This window comes from Ferrimonas sp. YFM, from assembly GCF_030296015.1.
Lineage (GTDB): Bacteria > Pseudomonadota > Gammaproteobacteria > Enterobacterales > Shewanellaceae > Ferrimonas.
The window spans coordinates 4,106,425-4,126,185 of the sequence record NZ_AP027368.1 but is presented as its reverse complement, the minus strand read 5'-3'; the positions used below and the strand labels follow the sequence as shown (position 1 = coordinate 4,126,185).

Genomic DNA, 19,761 nt, shown 5'->3' with positions numbered 1-19,761 from the left:
TATCCGGCTAATTGCCTTTGAGCGCCGCTGCCACACTCTGTTGCAGCGGCGCTATCAGTTCTGCCTCAAACCAGGGGTTGCGCCTGAGCCACAGGTTGTTCCTGGGAGAGGGGTGGGGCAGGGCAATGATTCCCTGTTCCAGGTGAGTGCGCCAGCGGCGTACGCTCTCGGTCAGGGAATTGAATCCTTCCAGGTAGTGCCGCTGGGCATACTGGCCCACCAGAATCGTCAATCGAATCCTGGGCATCAATGCCTGAATCTGCTGATGCCACAGCGGGGCACAGCGGGGATCCGGCGGATTGTCACCACTTCTGCCCCGCCCGGGGTAACAGAAACCCATGGGCATGATGGCGACCCGGCTTGGGTCGTAGAACCGCTCCGGTTCCAGGTTCATCCACTCCCGCAGCCGCACACCGCTGGGGTCGTTCCAGGGGATGCCGCTGTTGTGGACCTTGAGCCCGGGTGCCTGGCCTATGATGAGCAGTCGGCTGCTGCTGGAAAACTGCACCACGGGACGAGGCCCCAGGGGCAGAACATCTTTACACAACTGGCATCGGCCTATGCGTTTGGCCAGTGCCTGTGAAGCATTTTTGAGCTCTGTCGCGTCCTGTCTATCAGAATCCATATCGATTTCGCATTTGCCATTTAAAAGGGCATGAATTTTCGGTAACTTGACCTTCATCATTCCAAAAGGTAGCGGTCCGACTCACCGGCGTCGATGAGCATAACCAAGCGCTTTACACTACAACTTGCGGTTATCGCCTTGCCGATATTGATCTTTATCGGCAGCGCCCTCTATTGGCAACTGGAAAGTGGCCTCTCCTCCATGACCGCCGACTTGCACAGCCGTACCCTGGCTGGTGTGGTGGACGAGCTTGAGACCGAACTGCGTCGCCAGAGCCGGGACCTGTCCGACGTCCTGGTTGCCCAGCCTCCCCTCAGAAATCACCTGTTGGCCCAAAGCCGGCTTCAGGGGCGGGTGCCTCTGGTGATCAACCACCATGGCGAGCTGCGTCTGCTGCTGCCGGACGGGGTGCGCCCCACCGGCACCGAACAGGGAATACTGGACAAGTACAGCCGTCTGTTCAACGTGGGCACCTTTCAGTATGAACGCAGTGGCGTGATGGCGCTTGGGGAGCGTTACTATACCGTGGTGGTGCTGCCGGCCCAGACCAAGGCCTGGCGCGGACTGGCCCTGATTCAGGAGCTGACACCGGAGCGCTTCAAGGCGCTGAGTCACGCCAGTGAACTCATCGGCGAGCTGCTGCTGTTGCCCGAGTCACGCATCGGCCGCAACATCAGCATCCCTGTGGCCACCTTCTCCGGCGAACCCCTTTGGGTGACCGCCACCTTCCATCAGTGGCAGCGGGTGCAGAAGAGCCACCTGCTGTGGTCGCTGATGGCCCTGTTCATCGGCGCCATCGCGCTGATGCTGGGGGTGATGCTGTTCCAGTTGCGGCGGCAGTTGCTGGTGCCAGCTCAGGAGCTCAAGGGGGCTCTGGAGAATCATCAGCAGAATAAGCTTTGGCACAAGCCTCTGAAGCTCAAAGGCAGCAGTGCCACCCGCAAACTGACCAAGCTGATCAACTCCCTGTCCGAAGAGATCTCCGTAAGCCACCTGTTTCAGCACAGTGCCCTCAATGCGGTGTCCGATGCGGCCATCATGGTCAACCAGGAGGGGCGGGTGATCCAGCTCAGCCCCGTGGCCGAGTTGTTGTTGGGGCTGAAAACCGACCAGGTCCTACACAAACCCCTGTCCGCCATCATGCCCGGAAATTCCGGGGCTCAGCTGGATGCCATGCTGGTGGCCCTGCTCAATGGCGGCAAGCTTCATGAAGAGGGACGGGTGCAACTGGCCCGGGAGCAGCTGGCGCGGATGGTGGACTTCAGCATCACCCGGGTGGACAGAGCGGAGGGGCAGTGTGTGGGCGCCGTGGTGATCCTCAAGGACATCACCCGCTCCGAGTTGCTCAAGCGCGAACTCAAGCGCAAGGCCCAGTACGATGTGATCACCTCGCTCTACAATCGTCAGAGCTTCGATCAGTTCCTGCAGAACCTGGAGAGCGACGACGGTCAGCACGCCATCTGCTACATGGACCTGGCCCGCTTCAAGCTGATCAACGACAGCTGTGGTCACGAGGCCGGGGATCGCATGCTCAAGGATGTGTCCGAGGCAATGGCCCGTTGCATCCGTAAGGGCGACTTCCTGGCCCGCATCGGCGGCGATGAGTTTGCCCTGGTGCTGGCCAACACCACCGCCCTGGAGGCGGCACGCCAACTCAAGGTGCTGATGGACAAGGTCCGCGCCATCACCCTCTATTGGGACTCCGGCAGCTATACCGTCGGCATTCACATAGGTGTGGCCTTCCACCGCGGGCTGGAGAGCACCCCCAGGGAGGTGTTCAAAGATGCCGAGCTGGCCTGTCAGGCGGCCAAGACCAAGGGCGAGAGTCAGATCCACTTCTTCGACTCCCTGGATCAGGATATGGCCCATCAGCGCAACGCTCCGGCCTGGGCCATGAAGATCAACGAGGCGATCATCAACGACAACCTGGTGCTGTTCTTCCAGCCCATTGAGGCGATATCCCATAAGACGGAGCGACGCCGGATGGAGATTCTGCTGCGGATTCGGGAAGAGAACGGCAGTATCCTGGCGCCGGGGCAGTTCATCGCTGCCGCAGAACGCTTCAACCTGATGCCCACCGTCGACCGGGCGGTAGTGCGCAAGGCGTTCGAATGGCTGGCCCGCCACCCTGAGTTGTGGGAGATTCAGGTGCTGTCGGTGAACCTGTCCGGCACCACCCTCTCCAGTGACGGCCTGGTGGATTACATTGATGATCTCACCAAGAGCCTGAACATCCCGCCTCACTGCATCTGTTTCGAGGTAACCGAGACCGCGGCGATTGCCAACGAAAGCCGGGCCCTGGAGATCCTCCATGCCCTGCGCCGCCGAGGATTTGCCTTCGCCCTGGATGACTTCGGCTCAGGCTTCGCCTCCTACGGTTACCTGCGTCAGCTGCCGGTGGACTATGTGAAGATCGACGGTTGTTTCGTCCGTAACCTGGCCACCAATGCCAAGGACTACGCCATTGTGAAATCGATCCACGACGTGTGCCGGGTGATCGGCATCGAGACGGTAGCCGAGTTTGTCGAGGATCAGGACACCCTGGATCAGCTGAAGATGATTGGGGTCAACTACGCCCAGGGCTACGGCATCGGCCGGCCCAAGGATCTGGAGACCTATGAGCCGGATCTGCCGCCGCCGGAGGAGCAGGCTCAGGCCTGGCCATAATCAGCCAGACCGTTACCCAGTCGCAGTGAATCCCAAGGAGGGACAAGATGCAGGGAGTGCAGGACAAAGTCGTCATACTCACAGGTGCGTCGGAGGGGATTGGCCGGGCCCTGGCCATCGCCTTGCACCGGGCCGGCGCCAGGCTGATGCTGGCGGCCAGAAGCTCAGACCGGCTGGCTGAACTGGCCGGCGAACTGGGAGAGGGGGTGCAGTGGTGTCCCTGTGACGTGGCCGAGCAAACCCAGTGCCAGACCCTGGTGGAGCGGACCCTGGGGGCCTTCGGCCGCATCGACATCCTGATCAACAACGCCGGCATCACCATGTGGAGCCGCTTCGACGAGGCGGAAGACTTGGCGATCTACGAGACCCTGATGCGGGTGAACTATCTCGGGGCCGTCTACCTGACCCATGCCGCCCTGCCGTCTCTCAAGGCCAGTGGTGGTCAGGTGGTGGCGGTGGCCTCCATAGCCGGCCTCACCGGTGTCCCCAGTCGCAGCGGCTATGCTGCCTCCAAACACGCCATGGTCGGCTTCTTCGACTCCCTCCGTATTGAACTGGCGCCGCAAGGGGTGGCCGTTACCCTGATCTGCCCCGACTTCGTGGTGTCCCAGATCCACAAAAGGGCCATAGGCCCGGACGGCAATCCCCTGGGACAAACCCCCATGCAGGAAGCGAAGATCATGACCGCCGAGCAGTGTGCCCAGCTGTGTCTGGAGGCGATCGCCGGGCGCAAGCGGCTGCTGATTACCTCAGTGCGTGGCAAGCTGGGCCGCTGGCTGAGACTGGTGGCACCCGGGCTGATCGACCGCATCGCCGACAGGGCGATACGGGAGCGGCATTAGCCCAGGTGCAATTCAGCCAAGGCCAAAGCGTTTATCGCCGAATGCAGCAGGATACAGGGGATAACCGAGCTGCTTTTATGTCTGAGGTAGCCTAGCAATATCCCATACAGGAACAGGGTGGACACCCCCTGAAAGCTGTATTGGGTATGGATGAGTGCCCACAGGGCCGAGCTGATCAGTGTGGCGATGAGGGGACTGTGGAACTGCTCCCTGAGCCCAGCCCAGAACATCTGTCGGAAAAACAGCTCTTCGACCAGTGGAGCGAGCAACACCACGGTCAGCAAGGAGAGCCACAACGGCAAGCTACCTATGGTGTCTGCCATCCACTGAAAGTCCTGCTCGGATGGCTCTATAAACTGAAACAGCAGCAGCTCCACGCCGAAGCAAAACAGTGCCAGGGCCATGAGAGGCAGGAAATGACGAGGCCGGGTCAAAGCCATGGCAGTGAACATCTGGCGTCGATAGTACTTCTGGTAACTCCGCAGCATCCCGGCCAGAAAGGTCAGCTGCATCGCCAGGCCGGCAGCGACTCCAGTGTGCTGAGGTACGTTGTCGGGCAGTAGCCAGAGTACGAAAATATAGGTGAGTCCGCTGGCGAAGCTGCAGATCAACGTCAGTCCTACCACATAGTAGAGCGGCAGCTTAAACTCGAAATTTGCCACTCCTTGGCTAACAGATTGATTCATAGAGCACTTCCTTGATTTCTTCTAGCCGACCAGTATCCATGCACCTATGGACAAGGGCAATGGAGAGGGGAGCCCCTACACTTTAAGTGGTTAAAAACTGGCCATCGCCAGCGCCCCGTCACTCTGCTACAATCCGCGCCCGGTAAGAGAAAAGGTGCACCATGATCCCCAAGGCAAAGACCAAGCTGTTTGAATACCCCAAGTACTGGGCCGAGAGTTACGGTCCGGCTCCCTTTATGCCCACCACCCGCAAGGAGATGGAGGCATTGGGCTGGGACAGCTGTGACATCATCGTCATCACCGGCGACGCCTATGTGGATCACCCCTCCTTCGGCATGGGCATCGTCGGCCGCATGCTGGAAGCCCAGGGGTTTCGGGTCGGGGTGATCGATCAGCCCGACTGGACCTCGAAACAGGACTTCATGCGCCTGGGCAAGCCCAACCTGTTCTTCGCCGTAGGGGCGGGCAACATGGATTCGATGATCAACCACTACACCGCGGATCGTCGACTGCGTCATGATGATGCCTACACCCCGGGCAATGTTCACGGCAAGCGTCCGGACCGGGCGGTGGTGGTGTATACCCAGCGCTGCAAAGAGGCCTACAAGGATGTGCCGGTGACCATCGGCAGCATCGAGGCCAGCTTGCGCCGCATCGCCCACTATGACTACTGGCAGGACAAGGTGCGCCGCGCCATCCTGTTCGATGCAAAGGCGGATCTGCTGATCTACGGCAACGCCGAGCGCCCCATCATCGAGGTGGCCCACCGACTGGCGGCGGGGGAGCCCATCTCCGAGATGCGCGACATCCGCGGTACCGGCTTCCTCACCAAAGATGCCCTGCCGGGCTGGAGTGGCCTGGACTCCACCACCCTGGACACCCCGGGGAAGATTGACCCCATCCCCAACCCCTACGGCGCCGATGAGATGGGCTGTCATATGGCCTCTCCTCAACAGGAGGAGGGCGCCAAGGCGGTCACGGTGCAGCCTGCCAAACCCAAGCCCTGGGAGAAGCAGTACATCCTGCTGCCGGCCTATGATCAGGTGCGGGTGGACAAGGTGCTCTATGCCCACAGTTCCCGGGTGTTCCATCAGGAGACCAATCCAGGCTGTGCCCGTGCGCTGATGCAGCGTCACGGCGACCGCCATATCTGGCTCAATCCACCGGCGATCCCCCTGGAGACCGACGAGATGGACTGGGTGTTTGGCCTGCCCTATCAGCGGGTGCCTCATCCCAAGTATCAGGACCAGACCATCCCTGCCTACGACATGATCAAGACCTCCATCAACATCATGCGCGGTTGCTACGGGGGCTGCTCCTTCTGCTCCATCACCGAGCACGAAGGCAGGATCATCCAGAGCCGCAGCCATGAGTCGGTGATTCGGGAGATTGAGGAGATCAAGGAGAAGGTACCGGGCTTTACCGGGGTGATCTCCGATCTCGGTGGTCCCACCGCCAACATGTACCACCTGCGCTGCAAGAGCCCCAAGGCGGAGGCCACCTGCCGTCGCCTCTCCTGCATCTACCCGGATATCTGTGGCCACATGGACACCGACCATACCCCGACCATCGAGCTGTATCGCAAGGCGCGTAAGGTGAAGGGGATCAAGAAGGTGCTGATCGCATCCGGGGTACGCTATGACCTGGCGGTGGAGGATCCCCGCTATGTGAAGGAGCTGGTGACCCACCATGTGGGGGGCTACCTGAAGATCGCCCCGGAGCATACCGAAGAGGGGCCGTTGTCCAAGATGCTCAAGCCTGGGATGGGCAGCTACTACCGTTTCAAGGAGCTGTTCGACAAATACTCGGCCGAGGCGGGCAAGAAGCAGTACCTGATCCCCTATTTCATCTCCGCTCACCCGGGGACCAGCATCAAGGATATGGCCAACCTGGCTTTGTGGCTGAAGGAGAACAACTTCAAGCTGGATCAGGTGCAGAACTTCTATCCTTCGCCCCTGGCCAACGCCACCGCCATCTGGCACACCGAAGTGGACTCCATGCGCAAGGTGAGTCACAAGTCGGACCGGGTGACCGTGGCCAAGGGCGGGCGGGAGCGTCGCATTCACAAGGCGATCCTCCGTTACCACGACCCCGAGGGCTGGCCGTTGGTGCGCGAAGGTCTGAAGAAGGCGGGGCTGGCCAGGCTGATTGGTCATGGCCCCAACTGTCTGGTGCCGCCGGAAGGGCACAGGCCCAAAGGCCAGGGAGGACGGGGCAAGCCGGCCCTGAGCAAGCACACCGGCCTCAAGCAGTTCGACAAGCCCCGCAAGGCGGCCAGTGGCGCAACCCGCGACAACCGCGGCGGCGGCAAGGGCAAACCGGCCGGCCAGGGTCAGCGTAAGGGGCCGGCGGCTGGAGGAAACCGGCCGGGTGCGGCAGGTAAAGGGCCCTCAGCCGGCCGGGGCAAATCTCAGAGTCGTCCCAAGCCTCAGCGTCAGGGACGTTAGAGAATAACCTTGTCACTCAAAACAAACGCCGGGCAGATGCCCGGCGTGGTTGTTTTGGGGGAGCCGCTCTAACGGTTGTACTTGTCTATCATCAGGGTGATGCTGCTGCCATTGTGGGTGTGGCAGGTGCCGGCGTCATACTCTCGCTCCAAGGTAAACTCGCACTCCCCAAGCTCCGGGGAGAACATGCTGAGTCGGGTTGCCAGTTCATCCACGCTGATCACCAGTTCCAATTGTCCGCCAGTGCCCCTGTCCAGCCGCAGATAGTAGGGCTTCACCAAAGTCACCAGCACCTCCTGAGCATGCACCAGGTTGCCGTCGGTATCATGGATACCATAGAGCAGTTTCACCTGAGGTGAGGTGCTGTCGAGCGCCAGGGCTGAGGCGCTTAGCACCAGCGCCAGGGCAATCAGTAGCTGCTTCATCGGGAGCCTCCTTGTGGGACAACCCTAAGCATAGGTGCCGGGAGGCGGGGTCGCCAATGAGGGTCCGAATTGTTAGCCGATTCCGTCCAGGCGGCGGCGGACGTAGCGGCCTGGCGCGGCTTCCAGGCCTTCGGCGGGCACCCTGGCGGCCACCTTGGTGGCCGGATTTTGCTGCTCCAGCCACTGCTGCCAGGTGGGCCACCAGCTGCTCTCCTGCCGGCTGGCGGCCTCCAGCCAGGCGTCGGCAGAGCCTGCGCTTTCGCCGGTGAGGTGGCCATATTTACCCCCTGGAGGGTTGATGATCCCAGCGACGTGGCCGGACTCGCCAAGGACGAAGGTGGTCTTGCCCCCCAGGGCCTGACCACTGTCGTAGCAGGGCTGCCACAGGGCGATGTGGTCCTCCCGGGTCGCCACCACGAAGGCCGGAGCCGTCACTTTTTTCAGGTCCAGGCCGGTGCCTTTGACCTTAAACTGCCCTTTGGTCACCAACTGATTGTGTTGGTAGAGACGGCGCACCAGGCTGGTGTGGCAGGGGCCGGGAACATTGGTGCTGTCTGAGTTCCAGTGAAGCAGATCGAAGGCCATGGGGCTCTTGCCCTTGAGGTAGCCGTCGACGAAGTAGTTCCAATAGAGCTGATTCTCCCGCAGCAGGGAGAAGGTCACCGCCAACTGGCGGCCATCCATCAGCCCCAGTCGCTGGTTCTGAGTTGCCACCGCATCTATGGTGGCCTCATTGAGGAAGTGGCCGATGTCTCCAGGTTGGGAGAAGTCCAGCAGGGTGGTAAACAGGCTGGCGGACTGGATGCGCCGCTTCATCCGCCGGGCACTCATATAGGCCATGGTGGCGGCCAGCAGGGTGCCGCCAATGCAGTAGCCCACGCCGTTGACCTCACGCTCGCCGGTGGCGGCATCGATGGCATCCAGGGCGGCCATCACTCCGTCGATTACGTAGTCGTCGAAATCCAACTGGCTGTGGCTCTGATCCGGGTTGACCCAGGAGATCATAAACACCGTATGCCCCTGACCGACCAGGTAGTTGACCAGGGAGTTCTTGGGCTGCAGATCCAGGATGTAGAACTTGTTGATGAAGGCGGGCACCATCAGCACCGGCCGTTTATACACCTCTTCACTGGTGGGTTGATACTGAATCAGCTGCAGCAAACGGTTCTCAAACACCACACGTCCCGGCGTAGTGGCCAGATCCCGGCCCAGCTCGAAGGCGGCGTCGTCATTCATGGTGACCTTCAACTGGGTGCCACTGCGAGTCAGGTCCTCCCTGAGGCGCTGCAATCCCTCGAGCAGGTTGTGGCCACCGCTGTCTGCGGTGAGCTTGATCAGTTCAGGGTTGGTGGCCAGACAGTTGCTGGGCGACAGGGCACTGAGCATCTGCCTGGCCAAGAACTGCAGCCGCTCTCTCTGGGTGTCATTCAGCCCGGATTGCTGCTCTATTCCCTGTTGAACGTGGCGGCAGGTCAGCAGGTAGGATTGCAGGATGCAGCTGAACCAGGGGTCGGAGTGCCACTGGGGATCCTTGAAGCGGCGATCCCCTTTGTCTGGGGCGATCACCGCAGGCTGCTGCTGCATCAGACGTTCAAACAGGTGCAGCTGCTCCTGCCACCACGTCAGCTGGCGGCTAATCGCCTGCTCTGGCTGGTCGGTCTCCTGTTGCCAGTACTCAAGCCAGGTCTGGCCCAGGCCCATGAACAGCCCCTCCTGGCCGGAGGCGGGCGACAACCATTTCTGCCACAGCTGCTGTTGGCACTGGCCCCACTGGGTAATCCACTCCATGGACTCCTGGTTCATCGTTGTCTCTCCTAGGTCGGAATCAGGACTGAGAACGGGTCAGCTTGTCCATGGAGGTGCGAAACTCTTGGCCCAGTTCATTGAGAGACTGCATGTCCTGCATCATCCGGGAGGAGATCTCTCCCATCAGCTGCATCTGCTTGCCGGCCAGTGCGGTCAGAGTCTGCAGATCTTTCACATCGGCGCAGGCCTGAACCTGTTCGATGCTCAGGTCGGTGTAGTGTTTGCCGGTTTGCTGCTGCAGGCGGGTCAGTTGCTGGTAGTGGTCGGCCAGCAGCTGGTTCATTTCGGCCCAGGGGGCGGTAAATTGCTGAGCCTGGTCCTGAAACTGCTTCATCATATCCATGTACATGCTCTTCTCCTTGAGGGTCTGGTGATAAAACACTCAAGAAGTTAGGGGGGAGTCATGACAGGCAGGTGACAATCCAGTGAGCAGTGGATGACGCCTTGTCAGGCTGCAAAAGGCGTTGGGGCGCGTTGGCAAGCTGTCCTAGGCGATGGCCAGCAGGATGCCGCCAATGGCGATCACCGCCTTGGCATACTGGCCGGCCTCATAGGTGGGGTCATCGACCGCTTCAATCTTGTCCGGGTGCTCCATCCCCAGGGCGCCGTGGGCAAAGGTGGAGAGGTCGTCACCCAGTGGGCGCTCATCGTCAGTGGAGCTGGGTTTCTCCGGCGCCTCACCCTGGCGTGCCTGGTTGACGGAGTTGGCCTGATATTGGGCGAGACTGGAGTGGTTGCCGACCTGCATCCTGAAATCCTTTAGTGAATGAACTCCCCATTTATCGGTCAGTCTGGGTCCAGATTTGAGCGAATTTACAGAGCTTTACCTTCTTTGCATCCCGGTTTTTTCCCTCTTGATTGGCGGCAGGAGAAGATCTTTTCTCCTTCTGCGGCTCCCCTTTGGCGACTAATCACGTTTTTTGGCAAGTAATCGGCAGTAATGGCAGCCTTGGGATCCCAAAAGGTGTCCCAAATCACCCAAAAACGGCCCCGGGTTACCTTTGTGCAACAAAAAATTGCCCATATTTTTTCCTTTTTCTTGCCTTGGGGCAGCAAACAGCCTTTTCATCGGGGGCTGGTTCACAGTTTGTTTTTTCATCAGTTTTGCAATCGCTTCGGTCACGGAGTGTCCGCAGCAGGGAGGTTAAGGTTCAACTGCCCCTGAGAAGGGCAACAATCAAACCGCTGATTGAAGGAAATGATGATGAAACCTCTCAACTTTAAGGTCGCCACCCTGGCGGCCATGCTGGCCACAGCCCTGACCGGCTGTTCCGGCGACGACGGTAAAGACGGTGCCCCGGGTCAGCCCGGCGAGCCCGGCCAACCCGGCAACCCCGGACTGGTGGTGGCCGACTCCGCCAAGTCCCTCGAGGTCACTGTGACCAACATTGCCCTGGGTGAGCACACCCAGGTGAACTTCAGTGTGGTCAACGAGCAGGATCTGCCTGTGGTTGGCCTGGATAAGTTCGGCTTTCTCCTCTCCGGTCTGGAACAGGGCCAGGATGGGGACGCCAACGCCTGGAAACTGTTGGCCTCAGAAGGCTGCCCCGCCAGTAAGTACTCCGGATGCGGCACCATTGTGGACAATAAGGATGGCACCTACAGCTATCAGTTCGATAAGGATGTAACCGCCGAGTCTGCCTTTACCATTGCCGACGACAAGAGTCTGCGCCTGGTGATCCGTACCGGTGGTGAAGAGGTCGGCAGCACTGAAGTGGCCTACGCCAACTTGATTCACGACTTCCGTCCTGATGGCAACACTCCCTCCTACTCCAAGAATGTGGTCACCGAGGAGAACTGTGCCTCCTGTCACGACGACCTGGCCTTCCACGGTGGCAAGTACACCGAGGTGGAGACCTGTGTGGCCTGTCACGCCGACAACAAGGTGGGCGAAGAGGCTCTGTTCACCAACCTGGCGCACAAGGTTCACATTGGGGTGATCTCCGCGCCCGTGGGTGGTTGTGACAATTGCCACAACGAATCTGGTGAGGCGAGCGACTTTGCCAACTGGAAGCAGGTGCCCACCATCGAGTCCTGCTCTACCTGCCACGCCGATGTAGACTTCGAGAGTGGTGCCAACCACGTGGGTGGCCCTCGCGAAGACAACAGCGCCTGCGCCGTGTGCCACAGCGAAGCGATGATCGAGATGAACCACCTGTCCACCTACCAGGGACAAACCTCTCGTCGTGAAAACGTTCACCTGACGGTGACCGATGCCAAGATGGTGGCGGCGCCTCAGGCCCAGGCCAACATCGATGCCGGCCTGGATACAGATCAGACCGGTTACGTGCAGCTGACCGTAGACATCCGTGACCAGGATGGGCAGTCCATGAATCTGCAGCTGGATAAGGCAGATTTCTTCTACTACTCCGAGTTCTACATCAACTGGGGTGGCCATGACATGGGCATGGAGCGCGGTAAGATCCTGCGCGTATTCACCAACAAGGAGCTCTACCCGGGTTACGTAGACACCCCCATCGTACTCAACTACGAAAACGGTGAAACCACCTTCGAAATCGGTCCGTTTGATCTGACCGACACCTTCGATGGTGACCTGACCGACAGCTACGGCATGGTGTCTCCACGTATCTGGTTCTGTATGGATGCCAAGGGTGAAAACCTGGAGTCCTGTAAGGAAACCTCCAGTGTCTGGGGTCAGGGTGCCGCAGGCTTCAACTGGCTGCATTTCTTCGATGACCAGGGCATGCTCTCCGAGCGTCCTCGCCGTCAGGTGGTGACCAATGAGAAGTGTGGTTCCTGCCACGGCATGACCGAGCGCGACAGCGATGGTATGGCTCAGATGACCCTGAACTGCCGCAGCTGCCACCCGGTGACCAAGACCGACTCCGAGTTCTTCGGTACCACTTGTGCGTCCGGTTCCATCGACAAAGACGGTGATGGCCAGCTGGATGAGCAGGTGATGATCAAGAACCTGCGTCCACGGGGTGAGCGCGACTGGACCACAGCCTCCAACGCCGGTGAAGAGTGTCTGGCCTGCCACAACGCCAACAACCCGCCGACCCAGGTGATCCGCGACTCCCACACCAAGCAGGGCGACGCCGATTACGTGGAACAGCTGACCATGAGTCACCCTGACCACAAGGTCTGGATCCACTCCATGCACGCCAACAACCGCGCCAACCAGGGCGGTGAAGGCTGGGTACGTAACGTCGAGTACTCCGCCGACCTGGCGAACTGCGTCAAGTGCCACGAAGGCGACAGCTTCGATGCCAAGTACCTGGTGGGCCGCAAGCCGCTGGCGCTGGATCTGGACTACATGGACACCTATGACGGCCTGGATCCTGCCAATGGCAAGGACACCAGCGGCAACAAGCGATACGCCGTGGATGCCAAGGCAGATGCCTTTGTTTCCCCCACTGCGGCCGTGTGCCTGAGCTGTCACGGTAAGCGTGCTCCCGAGGCCGGTGAAGACCGCCGCCAGGTGCGCAAAGAGGTGGTGGCCCACATGAAGCAGAACGGTGCCCAGTTCGGTGTGACCGAAGGTGAGTACACCGGCGAAGAGTCCTGCGCCGTGTGTCACAGCCTGGACAACCTCAAGTCTGTTCACGGTCTTAACTAAGGGCTGACGCCCGCGTGTGCAACTTTTCCCTGTAAGACAAGGTCCGGGCTTCATCACCCGGGCCTTTTTTGAGTCAGGGGCGGGATCACAAAGCTGAAGGTGCAGAATAAAACCCACTTCAATTTGGGATTATCATGGCCATTAAGCTGAGCCTTATCCCGAACCAAGGCCGTCTAACAGGGTTGAGAGGACTGATGTGAAAGTATCCAAGTATTTGACTGTGGACGAGGAGCGTCGCCTGCTGCTCGACAGCAAAGGGAACTTGACCCATCCACTCTCCTTCGCCGAACTGGAGATGCTGAAGCTGCTGGTGGCCGAGCACGGCGAGGTGATCGACAAGCAGCGTCTCACTGATGCGGGTTGGCCGGGCCGAATCGTGGCCCAGTCATCACTGACTCAGTGCATCAGCACCCTGAGGCGAAAGCTGGAGGGACATCCGGACGTCGAGCTAAAGACCATCCCCAGGCACGGCTATTGCCTCTGTTATGTGGACGCCCCGGTGGCGCCTGCGCCTGAGGCCATTGAGGGCTGTGACTCCCCTGCGCCTCGCGAGGTTTCTGCAGCCCCCTCCCGATCTGCGCCCAGGGTGAACTGGCGTTGGCCTTTGCTGGGGTTGGTATTGGCGGCGGTGGCTTACCTTCACCTCTCCGGAGGCCTGTCTCATGGCCTGGACTGGCTGAGGCTGATAAGTCAGCCATCGGTGGCTGCCATCTCCAGCGAGCCGCTCAAGGTGGGTTCCCACCCGAATCTGGCCCACAATGTGGTGTTCGAGGAGGAGGAAACCCTGCCCAAGGTGTCGCCGCAGAGGTTTGTCGCCAACTGGGAGCGGGTGGATGAGATGTTGCCCGAGGTCAAAGCCCAGCAGAGCTACCTGAAGCAGAGTCCTGATTTTGATTCCATCGCCTTGTGTGCGGATTTCGATGGCATCTGCCGGGACAAACAACCGCTGAACCTGGTGCGCCGCCATGGCGAGCAGCCATCGCTGGATCTCAAGTGGCTCAGGGACACCAAGCTCAGAATGGAGCAGGTGACCTACAACAAGATCCTGCTGGACCGGTTCGACGGGCCGACCGATGGTTTGTTGGAGGATGTCTATCGTGCCGACGTCTACTACTATGGCGACAGTGACAATGTGGTGCGAGGAGACATCCGCTTCTCCATTCTCTACCAGTCTGAAACCAAGGGACAACTGCTGGTGGCCGCCTGCTTTACCGATGCACTGAACCGGGAGATCAGCATGCGCTATGAGTTCTCCGGCCCCTTCAGGGTGCGGCAGACTCAGGTGGATGGGCGCCCGGTGAAGCGGTTCCTGATTCAGGTGGAGGATCAAAACTTCCGCCGGCCGGAGCAGCTGTCCGAAGAGGGGGCGGTGATCTACCGGGAGATCCAGAAGGCGGTACTCTCCAAGAAGCAGATGACCCTGCATCAGGTCTATGAGGATGACCAGAGTGGCGTCTGGAGTCTGCCCCTCTGGGGAGAGACCATGGTGTGGGCCCACAGGGCCCAATTGACACTCTAGAATCGACAAGGGGCTCATCCGAGCCCCTTTTTTAATCCCTTACCACAGTTATGTCGGTAAAGCCTTTCTGACGGATGTAGTTATCCCGAAAGTTGCGGATGGTCTTCTTATCCCGGGTGGACATACGCACCGCCTGCTCCATGGTCAGGTAGTCGCTGGTGTCGATCCCTTCGGCGGCGGCCACCGCCTCGAAGGCGTCGTGGTACTTGTCGTTGGCATAGCCGATGGTCTTCTGTTTGCCCTTGAAGGTGTAGCTGATGGTCAGGGCCATTAGCTCTCCTCCTTCAGGCGGATGCCATCGCTATCAATGCTGATCTTACCGGCCTTGAACAGGCTGCCCAGGGTGCGCTTGTACACCTTCTTGCTCACCTTGAACACCCGTTTGATCGCCTCGGGATCCGCTTTGTCGCCGAGGTGGCTGAAGCCCTGGTTGTCTGCAAGGTGTTTCAGGACCTGAGCCTCCAGCTGATCCACCGCTTCGGCGGCAGGAGGATTCAGGGTCAGGTCGACACCGCCGTCATCCCGTACCCACTTGATGTAGCCGGTCAGGCGCTGACCCACTCGCACCTCACGGAAGATCTCGTTGTGATAGAGCACGCCCCAGTAGCTGTCGTTGACGATCGCCTTAAACCCCAGGTCGGTCTTGTTGGTCAGCAGCAGATCCACCTTCTGCATCCGCTTGAAACGGCCGGGTTTCTCAGAGACAAAGCGGTCCAGCTTGGTGGACGCTGCCAGGCGCTCGGTGTGGTGATCCTGGTAGATGTGCACCACATAGTGGCGGCCCTTCTCCATGGGAACCTTCTGCTGGTTGTAAGGCACCAGCAGGTCCTTATCCAGTCCCCAGTCCAGGAAGGCGCCGGCGTTGTTGACGTCCACCACCTGCATCAGGGCGAACTCGCCCAGACAGGCCTTGGCCTTCTGGGTGGTGGCGATCAGCTGATCCTCGGAATCGAAGTAGAGGAACACCTCGATCTCCGTGCCGATCTCTGTGTCCTTGGGAACGAACTTGCGGGGAAGGAGGATGTGACCGAACTTGCCGCCGTCGAGGAACACGCCGTAATCGCTGAGGCGAACGACGGAGAGGCGGTTGTAGTGACCTATTCTTACCATGGTGAAAATCTTTGTCCGAAAGAGGGGTGGCATACCGCAGGGATATGGGCGCCAAAACTGCAGCGAGTATAAACCAATTGGGGCGGACAGAGAAAAAAAGGGCCAGCCTGTTGGCGGGCCGGCCCAAGAGATGATGATGTTTGCTCCAAGGAAAAGGGAGCTTTACAGCTTGATGCCCTCGACATGCAGGTCCAGCTGCACTTCGGCGGACTGAGGGCCCAGATCCATGGGGATGCCATAGTCCTTCATCTTGATGGTGGTGCTGCCCTCGAAGCCGACGCGGTAGCCGCCCCAGGGATCCTGACCTTCACCGATCTTTTGCACCTCGATGGAGATGGGCTTGGTGACGCCACGCAGGGTGAAATCACCGTGCAGCACACCGGATTCGGCATCCTTGGCGTCATAGGAGGTGCTGACAAACTTGGCTTCGGGGAAGCGCTTCACCTCCAGGAAGTCCTCGCCGCGGATGTGCTTGTCGCGCTCGGCGTGGTTTGAGTTGACGCTGGCGGTATCGATGCTTACCCGGAAGGCGCCCGGTGCACCCTCGTCGTAGTTGAAGCTGCCCTTGAAGCTGTCGAAGCGGCCAATCACCCAGCTGTAGCCCAGGTGGTTGATCTTGAAGTTGATGGAGGCGTGGGCGCCCTTGGTGTCGATGGCGTAGTCGTCGGCCATAGCCAGGGAGCTGAAAGCCAGGGCGGAGCCCAGCAGGGCAGCGTTGATCATTTTCATAGTCAGTACTCTCTCTAGTTGGTCGGGGCTCAGTTCGATGGTGCGATCATGCGGCCCAGGGTGTTATCACGGTCGATGAATTGGTGTTTCAGGGCAGCCAGGCCGTGGCCCAGTGCCAGGATAATCAGGCTCCATGCGGCGTATTCATGGATGGTGCCGGCGATCTCCTCCTGCTGATTCAGGCCGGTCACCAGAGCGGGGACACTGAACCAGTCGAAGACGTCGATGGCCCGGCCATCGGCGGTGGAGATCAGGTAGCCGGAGACCAGCAGGGCAATCAGCAGCAGGTAGATGGCGCCGTGGCCGGCTTTGGCGGCCATCTGGGTCATGCGTCCCTGCCCCTCGGGGGCTTTGGGCACCGGGTTGACGAATCGCCAGACCAGGCGCAGCAGGGTGGCACCGAGCAGCAGCAGGCCCAGGCTCTTGTGGATGTAGGGGCCTTGACGGTACCAGGGATCGTAGTAGCTCAGATCCACCATATAGAGGCCCAGGCCAAACAGGCCAAACACCGCCAGGGCGGAGAGCCAGTGCAGAGCGATGGTGACCCAGCCGTAGCCTTGGAAGTTGTTGCGTATCATCACAGGTCTCCTGAAAGTGAGTGATGCAACACATTTTAATTTCACAAATGAGAATTAATATCGCAAAATCGTGAGCAGTTCTTTCTAAAAAGTAGAACTGTTTTTGGCGGACTTGCCTTAGCCCCCTCGGGTAGGCAAAATCACGAATATTGTATGCAATCCTGGAGTCTCTATGATTTCCCGCTCGTTTTCTCTTGGTCTGCTGATGCTGAGTGCCTCGTCCTGGGCCTCACAGGGGCCAGCGGTTCCCCCGGTGGAGCAGGTGCTGTCTCAGGTGCACAGATGCAGTGACACCCTGATCCTAAGATCCGAGTCTTTGACGCCGGAGCAGCAGAGGCAAGCCTGCGACATGCTGGGTAGCCAGGAGAATCAGTTCCATAAGATGTTTGGCACCCAAGGTAAACCTGTGCCCCAGGATCACAATGGAGCGATGCGGGCCAATATCTATGGGGACAGGGACAGCTATGTGGCCCATGTGACCGCCCACTTCAATGTGCCCAGTGACAACGGTGGCATGTATCTGGAGGGTCACCCGGACAGGCCGGGGAACCAGGCGGAGTTTGTCGCCTATGAAAAGCGGGGCGAGATTTGGAATCTGGCCCATGAGTATGTCCACTATCTGGACGGTCGCTTCAATCTCTATGGGGATTTCTGTCTGGGCCTGCACGACGATCACAGCGCGCCTGAGTACTGTCCTCAGCCATCGCCTCCTTTGCCCCACCTGGTGTGGTGGTCAGAGGGGGTGGCGGAGTACGTGGCCAAGGGCAGGGACAACCCAAGGGCCACCTCGCTGGCTCTGGAGCCGAAGTTTGCCTTGAGTGAGTTGTTTGACACCAGCTATACCCTCAATGGCGGCAGCGAACGGGTATACGGTTGGGGCTATCTGGCGGTGCGCTACATGATGGAGCATCAGAGGGAGAGGGTGGAGCAGATGCTGACCCTGACCCGGCGCGGTGATTACCCCAGGTATCAGGCCCTGGTGCGACAGTGGGGCAGCGAGATGGACGCCGATTTCAGTGCCTGGCTGGCGGATATGGCGGAGTTGGAACGGGGCATGAAGTAAGCCTGCGATACCCTGTTTGTGAGGTACGCCATGGACCGGGCGAGGAAATGAGCGCATGCTGAAGAGGTGATCACTGGTTCAAGGAGAGGATGATGGAGTCGGCCATTACTGTGGTGCTGCTATTGGCACTGGCAACGGCGGCAGTCGCGTTTCTGTTGGTACCCCGAAAACGAAAGCATCGGGAGGTCACTCCCATCTCCAATCGCAGTCGTAAGAAGCGAGCCAGAAAAAAGCACGCCAAAGCATCATGAAAAAGGCCGCATACGCGGCCTTTTCGTTTCTACCAGAGTCACTCGGGTGAGCGACCTGCCTGCTGACAATCTGGGAGTTATTGCTGCTGTTCCCGGGCGATGGCCCGGTAGGCGATGTCCCGTCGGCAGAACGCCCCTTCCCAGCGGATTTCGTCCGCCAGCACGTAGGCACGCTGCTGCGCTTCGGTGACCGTGTGCCCCAGGGCGGTGGCACACAGGACCCGGCCGCCGGTGTTGACGATGGCGCCATCCTGCTCCTTGGTGCCGGCCTGGAACACCTTCTCACCCTCGGCATAGTCGGTACGCAGACCGCTGATGGCAAAGCCCTTGGTGTAGCTGGCCGGATAGCCGCCAGAGGCCAGGACCACACCTACCGCAGCGCGGGGATCAAACTCGGCACTCTTGCCAGCCAGTTCGCCGCCACAGGCGGCCAGGCACAGCTCCACCAGATCAGACTGCATCCGCAGCATGATGGGTTGGGTTTCCGGATCGCCGAAGCGGCAGTTGTATTCGATCACCTTGGGTGTCCCCTCGGCGTCGATCATCAGGCCGGCATAGAGGAAGCCCTTGTAGGGGTGACCCTCTGCCTTCATGCCCTCTACCGTGGGACGAATCACTTCGGCCATGATGCGATCGTGGATCGCCTGGGTGACCACGGGGGCAGGGGAGTAGGCACCCATGCCACCGGTGTTGGGGCCGGTATCGCCGTCGCCGACGCGCTTGTGGTCCTGGCTGGTGGCCATGGGCAGGATGTTGTCCCCATCCACCATGACGATGAAGGAAGCCTCCTCACCCTCGAGGAACTCCTCGATCACCACCCGATGGCCGGCATCGCCGAAGGCATTGCCTGCCAGCATGTCTTTGACCGCGTCCTCGGCCTCGGTCAGGGTCATGGCAACAATTACGCCTTTGCCGGCGGCCAGGCCGTCAGCCTTGACCACTATGGGGGCGCCCTTCTCCTGCAGGTAGGCCAAGGCCGGCGCCACTTCGGTGAAGTTCTGGTATTCGGCGGTGGGAATGGCGTGTCGGGCCAGGAAATCCTTGGTGAACGCCTTGGAGCCTTCCAACTGGGCTGCGGCGGCGCTGGGGCCGAAGATGGTCAGTCTTTCGGCTTCGAAGGCGTCCACTACGCCATCCACCAGAGGCGCTTCCGGGCCGACGATGGTCAGGGCAATCTGCTGCTCCTTGGCGAAGGCCACCAGGGCCTGGTTGCCGGAGACGTCGACATTCTCCAGCTTGGGCTCGGTGGCGGTGCCGGCGTTGCCCGGCGCCACAAACACCGTCTCCACAGCAGGGTTCTGCGCCGCCTTCCACGCCAGGGCGTGCTCGCGACCACCGCTACCAATAACTAATACTTTCATCACTCTGTTCCTGAATCTGATTGCTATTGGCTCAAGGGAGCGAAGCGAGAAGTACACTCCCCAGAGCGCAGC

General features: G+C 60.0%; 18 protein-coding genes. 6 read left to right on the top strand and 12 right to left on the bottom strand.

Annotation, left to right across the window (positions count from 1 at the left end):
• Positions 1-7: 7 nt before the first annotated feature.
• The gene (locus QUE41_RS19095) at positions 8-625 is read right to left on the bottom strand and encodes a uracil-DNA glycosylase family protein (RefSeq protein WP_286340546.1); all 618 of its coding nucleotides are present in this window, start codon (positions 623-625) and stop codon (positions 8-10) included.
• Between the two features lie 93 nt (positions 626-718).
• On the opposite strand from QUE41_RS19095, the gene QUE41_RS19090 reads away from it, so the two are divergent.
• Both QUE41_RS19090 and QUE41_RS19085 read left to right on the top strand, forming a co-directional pair.
• Positions 719-3,292: a putative bifunctional diguanylate cyclase/phosphodiesterase gene (locus QUE41_RS19090; protein WP_286340545.1), complete on the top strand. Its 2,574-nt coding sequence runs from the start codon at positions 719-721 to the stop codon at positions 3,290-3,292.
• Positions 3,293-3,339: 47 nt separating this feature from the next.
• Positions 3,340-4,134: an SDR family oxidoreductase gene (locus tag QUE41_RS19085; RefSeq protein WP_286340544.1), complete on the top strand. Its 795-nt coding sequence runs from the start codon at positions 3,340-3,342 to the stop codon at positions 4,132-4,134.
• Here QUE41_RS19085 and QUE41_RS19080 read toward each other — a convergent pair.
• Positions 4,131-4,820 (bottom strand): CPBP family intramembrane glutamic endopeptidase, encoded by a 690-nt coding sequence (locus QUE41_RS19080; RefSeq protein ID WP_286340543.1) that lies wholly within the window; start codon positions 4,818-4,820, stop codon positions 4,131-4,133. The genes QUE41_RS19085 and QUE41_RS19080 overlap by 4 nt on opposite strands.
• Positions 4,821-4,981: 161 nt before the next feature.
• Here QUE41_RS19080 and QUE41_RS19075 point away from each other — a divergent pair, with 161 nt between their 5' ends.
• Positions 4,982-7,267, top strand: a complete 2,286-nt coding sequence (locus QUE41_RS19075) for a YgiQ family radical SAM protein (protein WP_286340542.1) — start codon at positions 4,982-4,984, stop codon at positions 7,265-7,267.
• A 68-nt stretch (positions 7,268-7,335) separates the two neighbouring features.
• Here QUE41_RS19075 and QUE41_RS19070 read toward each other — a convergent pair whose 3' ends face one another.
• The 5 genes from QUE41_RS19070 to QUE41_RS19050 form a co-directional block, all read right to left on the bottom strand.
• Positions 7,336-7,692 carry a hypothetical protein gene (locus QUE41_RS19070; protein WP_286340541.1) on the bottom strand — a complete coding sequence of 119 codons (357 nt, stop codon included), beginning with the start codon at positions 7,690-7,692 and terminating at the stop codon, positions 7,336-7,338.
• Between the two features lie 72 nt (positions 7,693-7,764).
• Positions 7,765-9,495, bottom strand: coding sequence for a class I poly(R)-hydroxyalkanoic acid synthase (gene phaC / locus QUE41_RS19065; protein WP_286340540.1), 1,731 nt, complete (start codon positions 9,493-9,495; stop codon positions 7,765-7,767).
• 22 nt (positions 9,496-9,517) lie between these two features.
• Positions 9,518-9,847: a phasin family protein gene (locus QUE41_RS19060; RefSeq protein ID WP_286340539.1), complete on the bottom strand. Its 330-nt coding sequence runs from the start codon at positions 9,845-9,847 to the stop codon at positions 9,518-9,520.
• Between the two features lie 138 nt (positions 9,848-9,985).
• The gene (locus QUE41_RS19055; protein WP_286340538.1) at positions 9,986-10,246 is read right to left on the bottom strand and encodes a hypothetical protein; all 261 of its coding nucleotides are present in this window, start codon (positions 10,244-10,246) and stop codon (positions 9,986-9,988) included.
• Between the two features lie 159 nt (positions 10,247-10,405).
• On the bottom strand, positions 10,406-10,621 hold the full coding sequence (locus QUE41_RS19050; RefSeq protein ID WP_286340537.1) for a hypothetical protein: 216 nt from the start codon (positions 10,619-10,621) through the stop codon (positions 10,406-10,408).
• A gap of 81 nt (positions 10,622-10,702) precedes the next feature.
• Here QUE41_RS19050 and QUE41_RS19045 point away from each other — a divergent pair, with 81 nt between their 5' ends.
• Complete coding sequence (locus QUE41_RS19045; protein WP_286340536.1) at positions 10,703-13,078, top strand: multiheme c-type cytochrome; 2,376 nt, start codon at positions 10,703-10,705, stop codon at positions 13,076-13,078.
• 196 nt (positions 13,079-13,274) lie between these two features.
• Positions 13,275-14,597, top strand: a complete 1,323-nt coding sequence (locus QUE41_RS19040; RefSeq protein ID WP_286340535.1) for a winged helix-turn-helix domain-containing protein — start codon at positions 13,275-13,277, stop codon at positions 14,595-14,597.
• Positions 14,598-14,628: 31 nt separating this feature from the next.
• On the opposite strand, the gene QUE41_RS19035 is transcribed toward QUE41_RS19040, so the two are convergent.
• From QUE41_RS19035 to QUE41_RS19020, 4 genes are all read right to left on the bottom strand, one after another.
• Positions 14,629-14,868, bottom strand: coding sequence for a DUF2960 domain-containing protein (locus tag QUE41_RS19035; protein WP_286340534.1), 240 nt, complete (start codon positions 14,866-14,868; stop codon positions 14,629-14,631).
• Positions 14,868-15,707 carry a CvfB family protein gene (locus QUE41_RS19030; protein WP_286340533.1) on the bottom strand — a complete coding sequence of 280 codons (840 nt, stop codon included), beginning with the start codon at positions 15,705-15,707 and terminating at the stop codon, positions 14,868-14,870. Before QUE41_RS19030 ends, QUE41_RS19035 begins: the two co-directional genes overlap by 1 nt.
• A gap of 162 nt (positions 15,708-15,869) precedes the next feature.
• Positions 15,870-16,436 carry a YceI family protein gene (locus QUE41_RS19025; protein ID WP_286340532.1) on the bottom strand — a complete coding sequence of 189 codons (567 nt, stop codon included), beginning with the start codon at positions 16,434-16,436 and terminating at the stop codon, positions 15,870-15,872.
• Positions 16,437-16,465: 29 nt separating this feature from the next.
• On the bottom strand, positions 16,466-17,014 hold the full coding sequence (locus QUE41_RS19020) for a cytochrome b (RefSeq protein WP_286340531.1): 549 nt from the start codon (positions 17,012-17,014) through the stop codon (positions 16,466-16,468).
• A gap of 172 nt (positions 17,015-17,186) precedes the next feature.
• On the opposite strand from QUE41_RS19020, the gene QUE41_RS19015 reads away from it, so the two are divergent.
• Positions 17,187-18,077, top strand: a complete 891-nt coding sequence (locus QUE41_RS19015) for a collagenase (RefSeq protein WP_502875911.1) — start codon at positions 17,187-17,189, stop codon at positions 18,075-18,077.
• A gap of 328 nt (positions 18,078-18,405) precedes the next feature.
• On the opposite strand, the gene purD is transcribed toward QUE41_RS19015, so the two are convergent.
• Complete coding sequence (purD, locus tag QUE41_RS19010) at positions 18,406-19,689, bottom strand: phosphoribosylamine--glycine ligase (RefSeq protein WP_286340530.1); 1,284 nt, start codon at positions 19,687-19,689, stop codon at positions 18,406-18,408.
• Between the last annotated feature and the right edge of the window lie 72 nt (positions 19,690-19,761).

Coding starts and splice junctions, on each gene's coding strand:
- QUE41_RS19095 (WP_286340546.1), bottom strand. CDS start 625: ATGGATTCTGATAGACAGGACGCGACAGAGCTCAAAAATGCTTCACAG.
- QUE41_RS19070 (WP_286340541.1), bottom strand. CDS start 7,692: ATGAAGCAGCTACTGATTGCCCTGGCGCTGGTGCTAAGCGCCTCAGCC.
- phaC (WP_286340540.1), bottom strand. CDS start 9,495: ATGAACCAGGAGTCCATGGAGTGGATTACCCAGTGGGGCCAGTGCCAA.
- QUE41_RS19090 (WP_286340545.1), top strand. CDS start 719: ATGAGCATAACCAAGCGCTTTACACTACAACTTGCGGTTATCGCCTTG.
- QUE41_RS19080 (WP_286340543.1), bottom strand. CDS start 4,820: ATGAATCAATCTGTTAGCCAAGGAGTGGCAAATTTCGAGTTTAAGCTG.
- QUE41_RS19020 (WP_286340531.1), bottom strand. CDS start 17,014: ATGATACGCAACAACTTCCAAGGCTACGGCTGGGTCACCATCGCTCTG.
- QUE41_RS19075 (WP_286340542.1), top strand. CDS start 4,982: ATGATCCCCAAGGCAAAGACCAAGCTGTTTGAATACCCCAAGTACTGG.
- QUE41_RS19085 (WP_286340544.1), top strand. CDS start 3,340: ATGCAGGGAGTGCAGGACAAAGTCGTCATACTCACAGGTGCGTCGGAG.
- QUE41_RS19015 (WP_502875911.1), top strand. CDS start 17,187: ATGATTTCCCGCTCGTTTTCTCTTGGTCTGCTGATGCTGAGTGCCTCG.
- QUE41_RS19025 (WP_286340532.1), bottom strand. CDS start 16,436: ATGAAAATGATCAACGCTGCCCTGCTGGGCTCCGCCCTGGCTTTCAGC.
- QUE41_RS19030 (WP_286340533.1), bottom strand. CDS start 15,707: ATGGTAAGAATAGGTCACTACAACCGCCTCTCCGTCGTTCGCCTCAGC.
- QUE41_RS19035 (WP_286340534.1), bottom strand. CDS start 14,868: ATGGCCCTGACCATCAGCTACACCTTCAAGGGCAAACAGAAGACCATC.
- purD (WP_286340530.1), bottom strand. CDS start 19,689: ATGAAAGTATTAGTTATTGGTAGCGGTGGTCGCGAGCACGCCCTGGCG.
- QUE41_RS19055 (WP_286340538.1), bottom strand. CDS start 10,246: ATGCAGGTCGGCAACCACTCCAGTCTCGCCCAATATCAGGCCAACTCC.
- QUE41_RS19045 (WP_286340536.1), top strand. CDS start 10,703: ATGAAACCTCTCAACTTTAAGGTCGCCACCCTGGCGGCCATGCTGGCC.
- QUE41_RS19060 (WP_286340539.1), bottom strand. CDS start 9,847: ATGTACATGGATATGATGAAGCAGTTTCAGGACCAGGCTCAGCAATTT.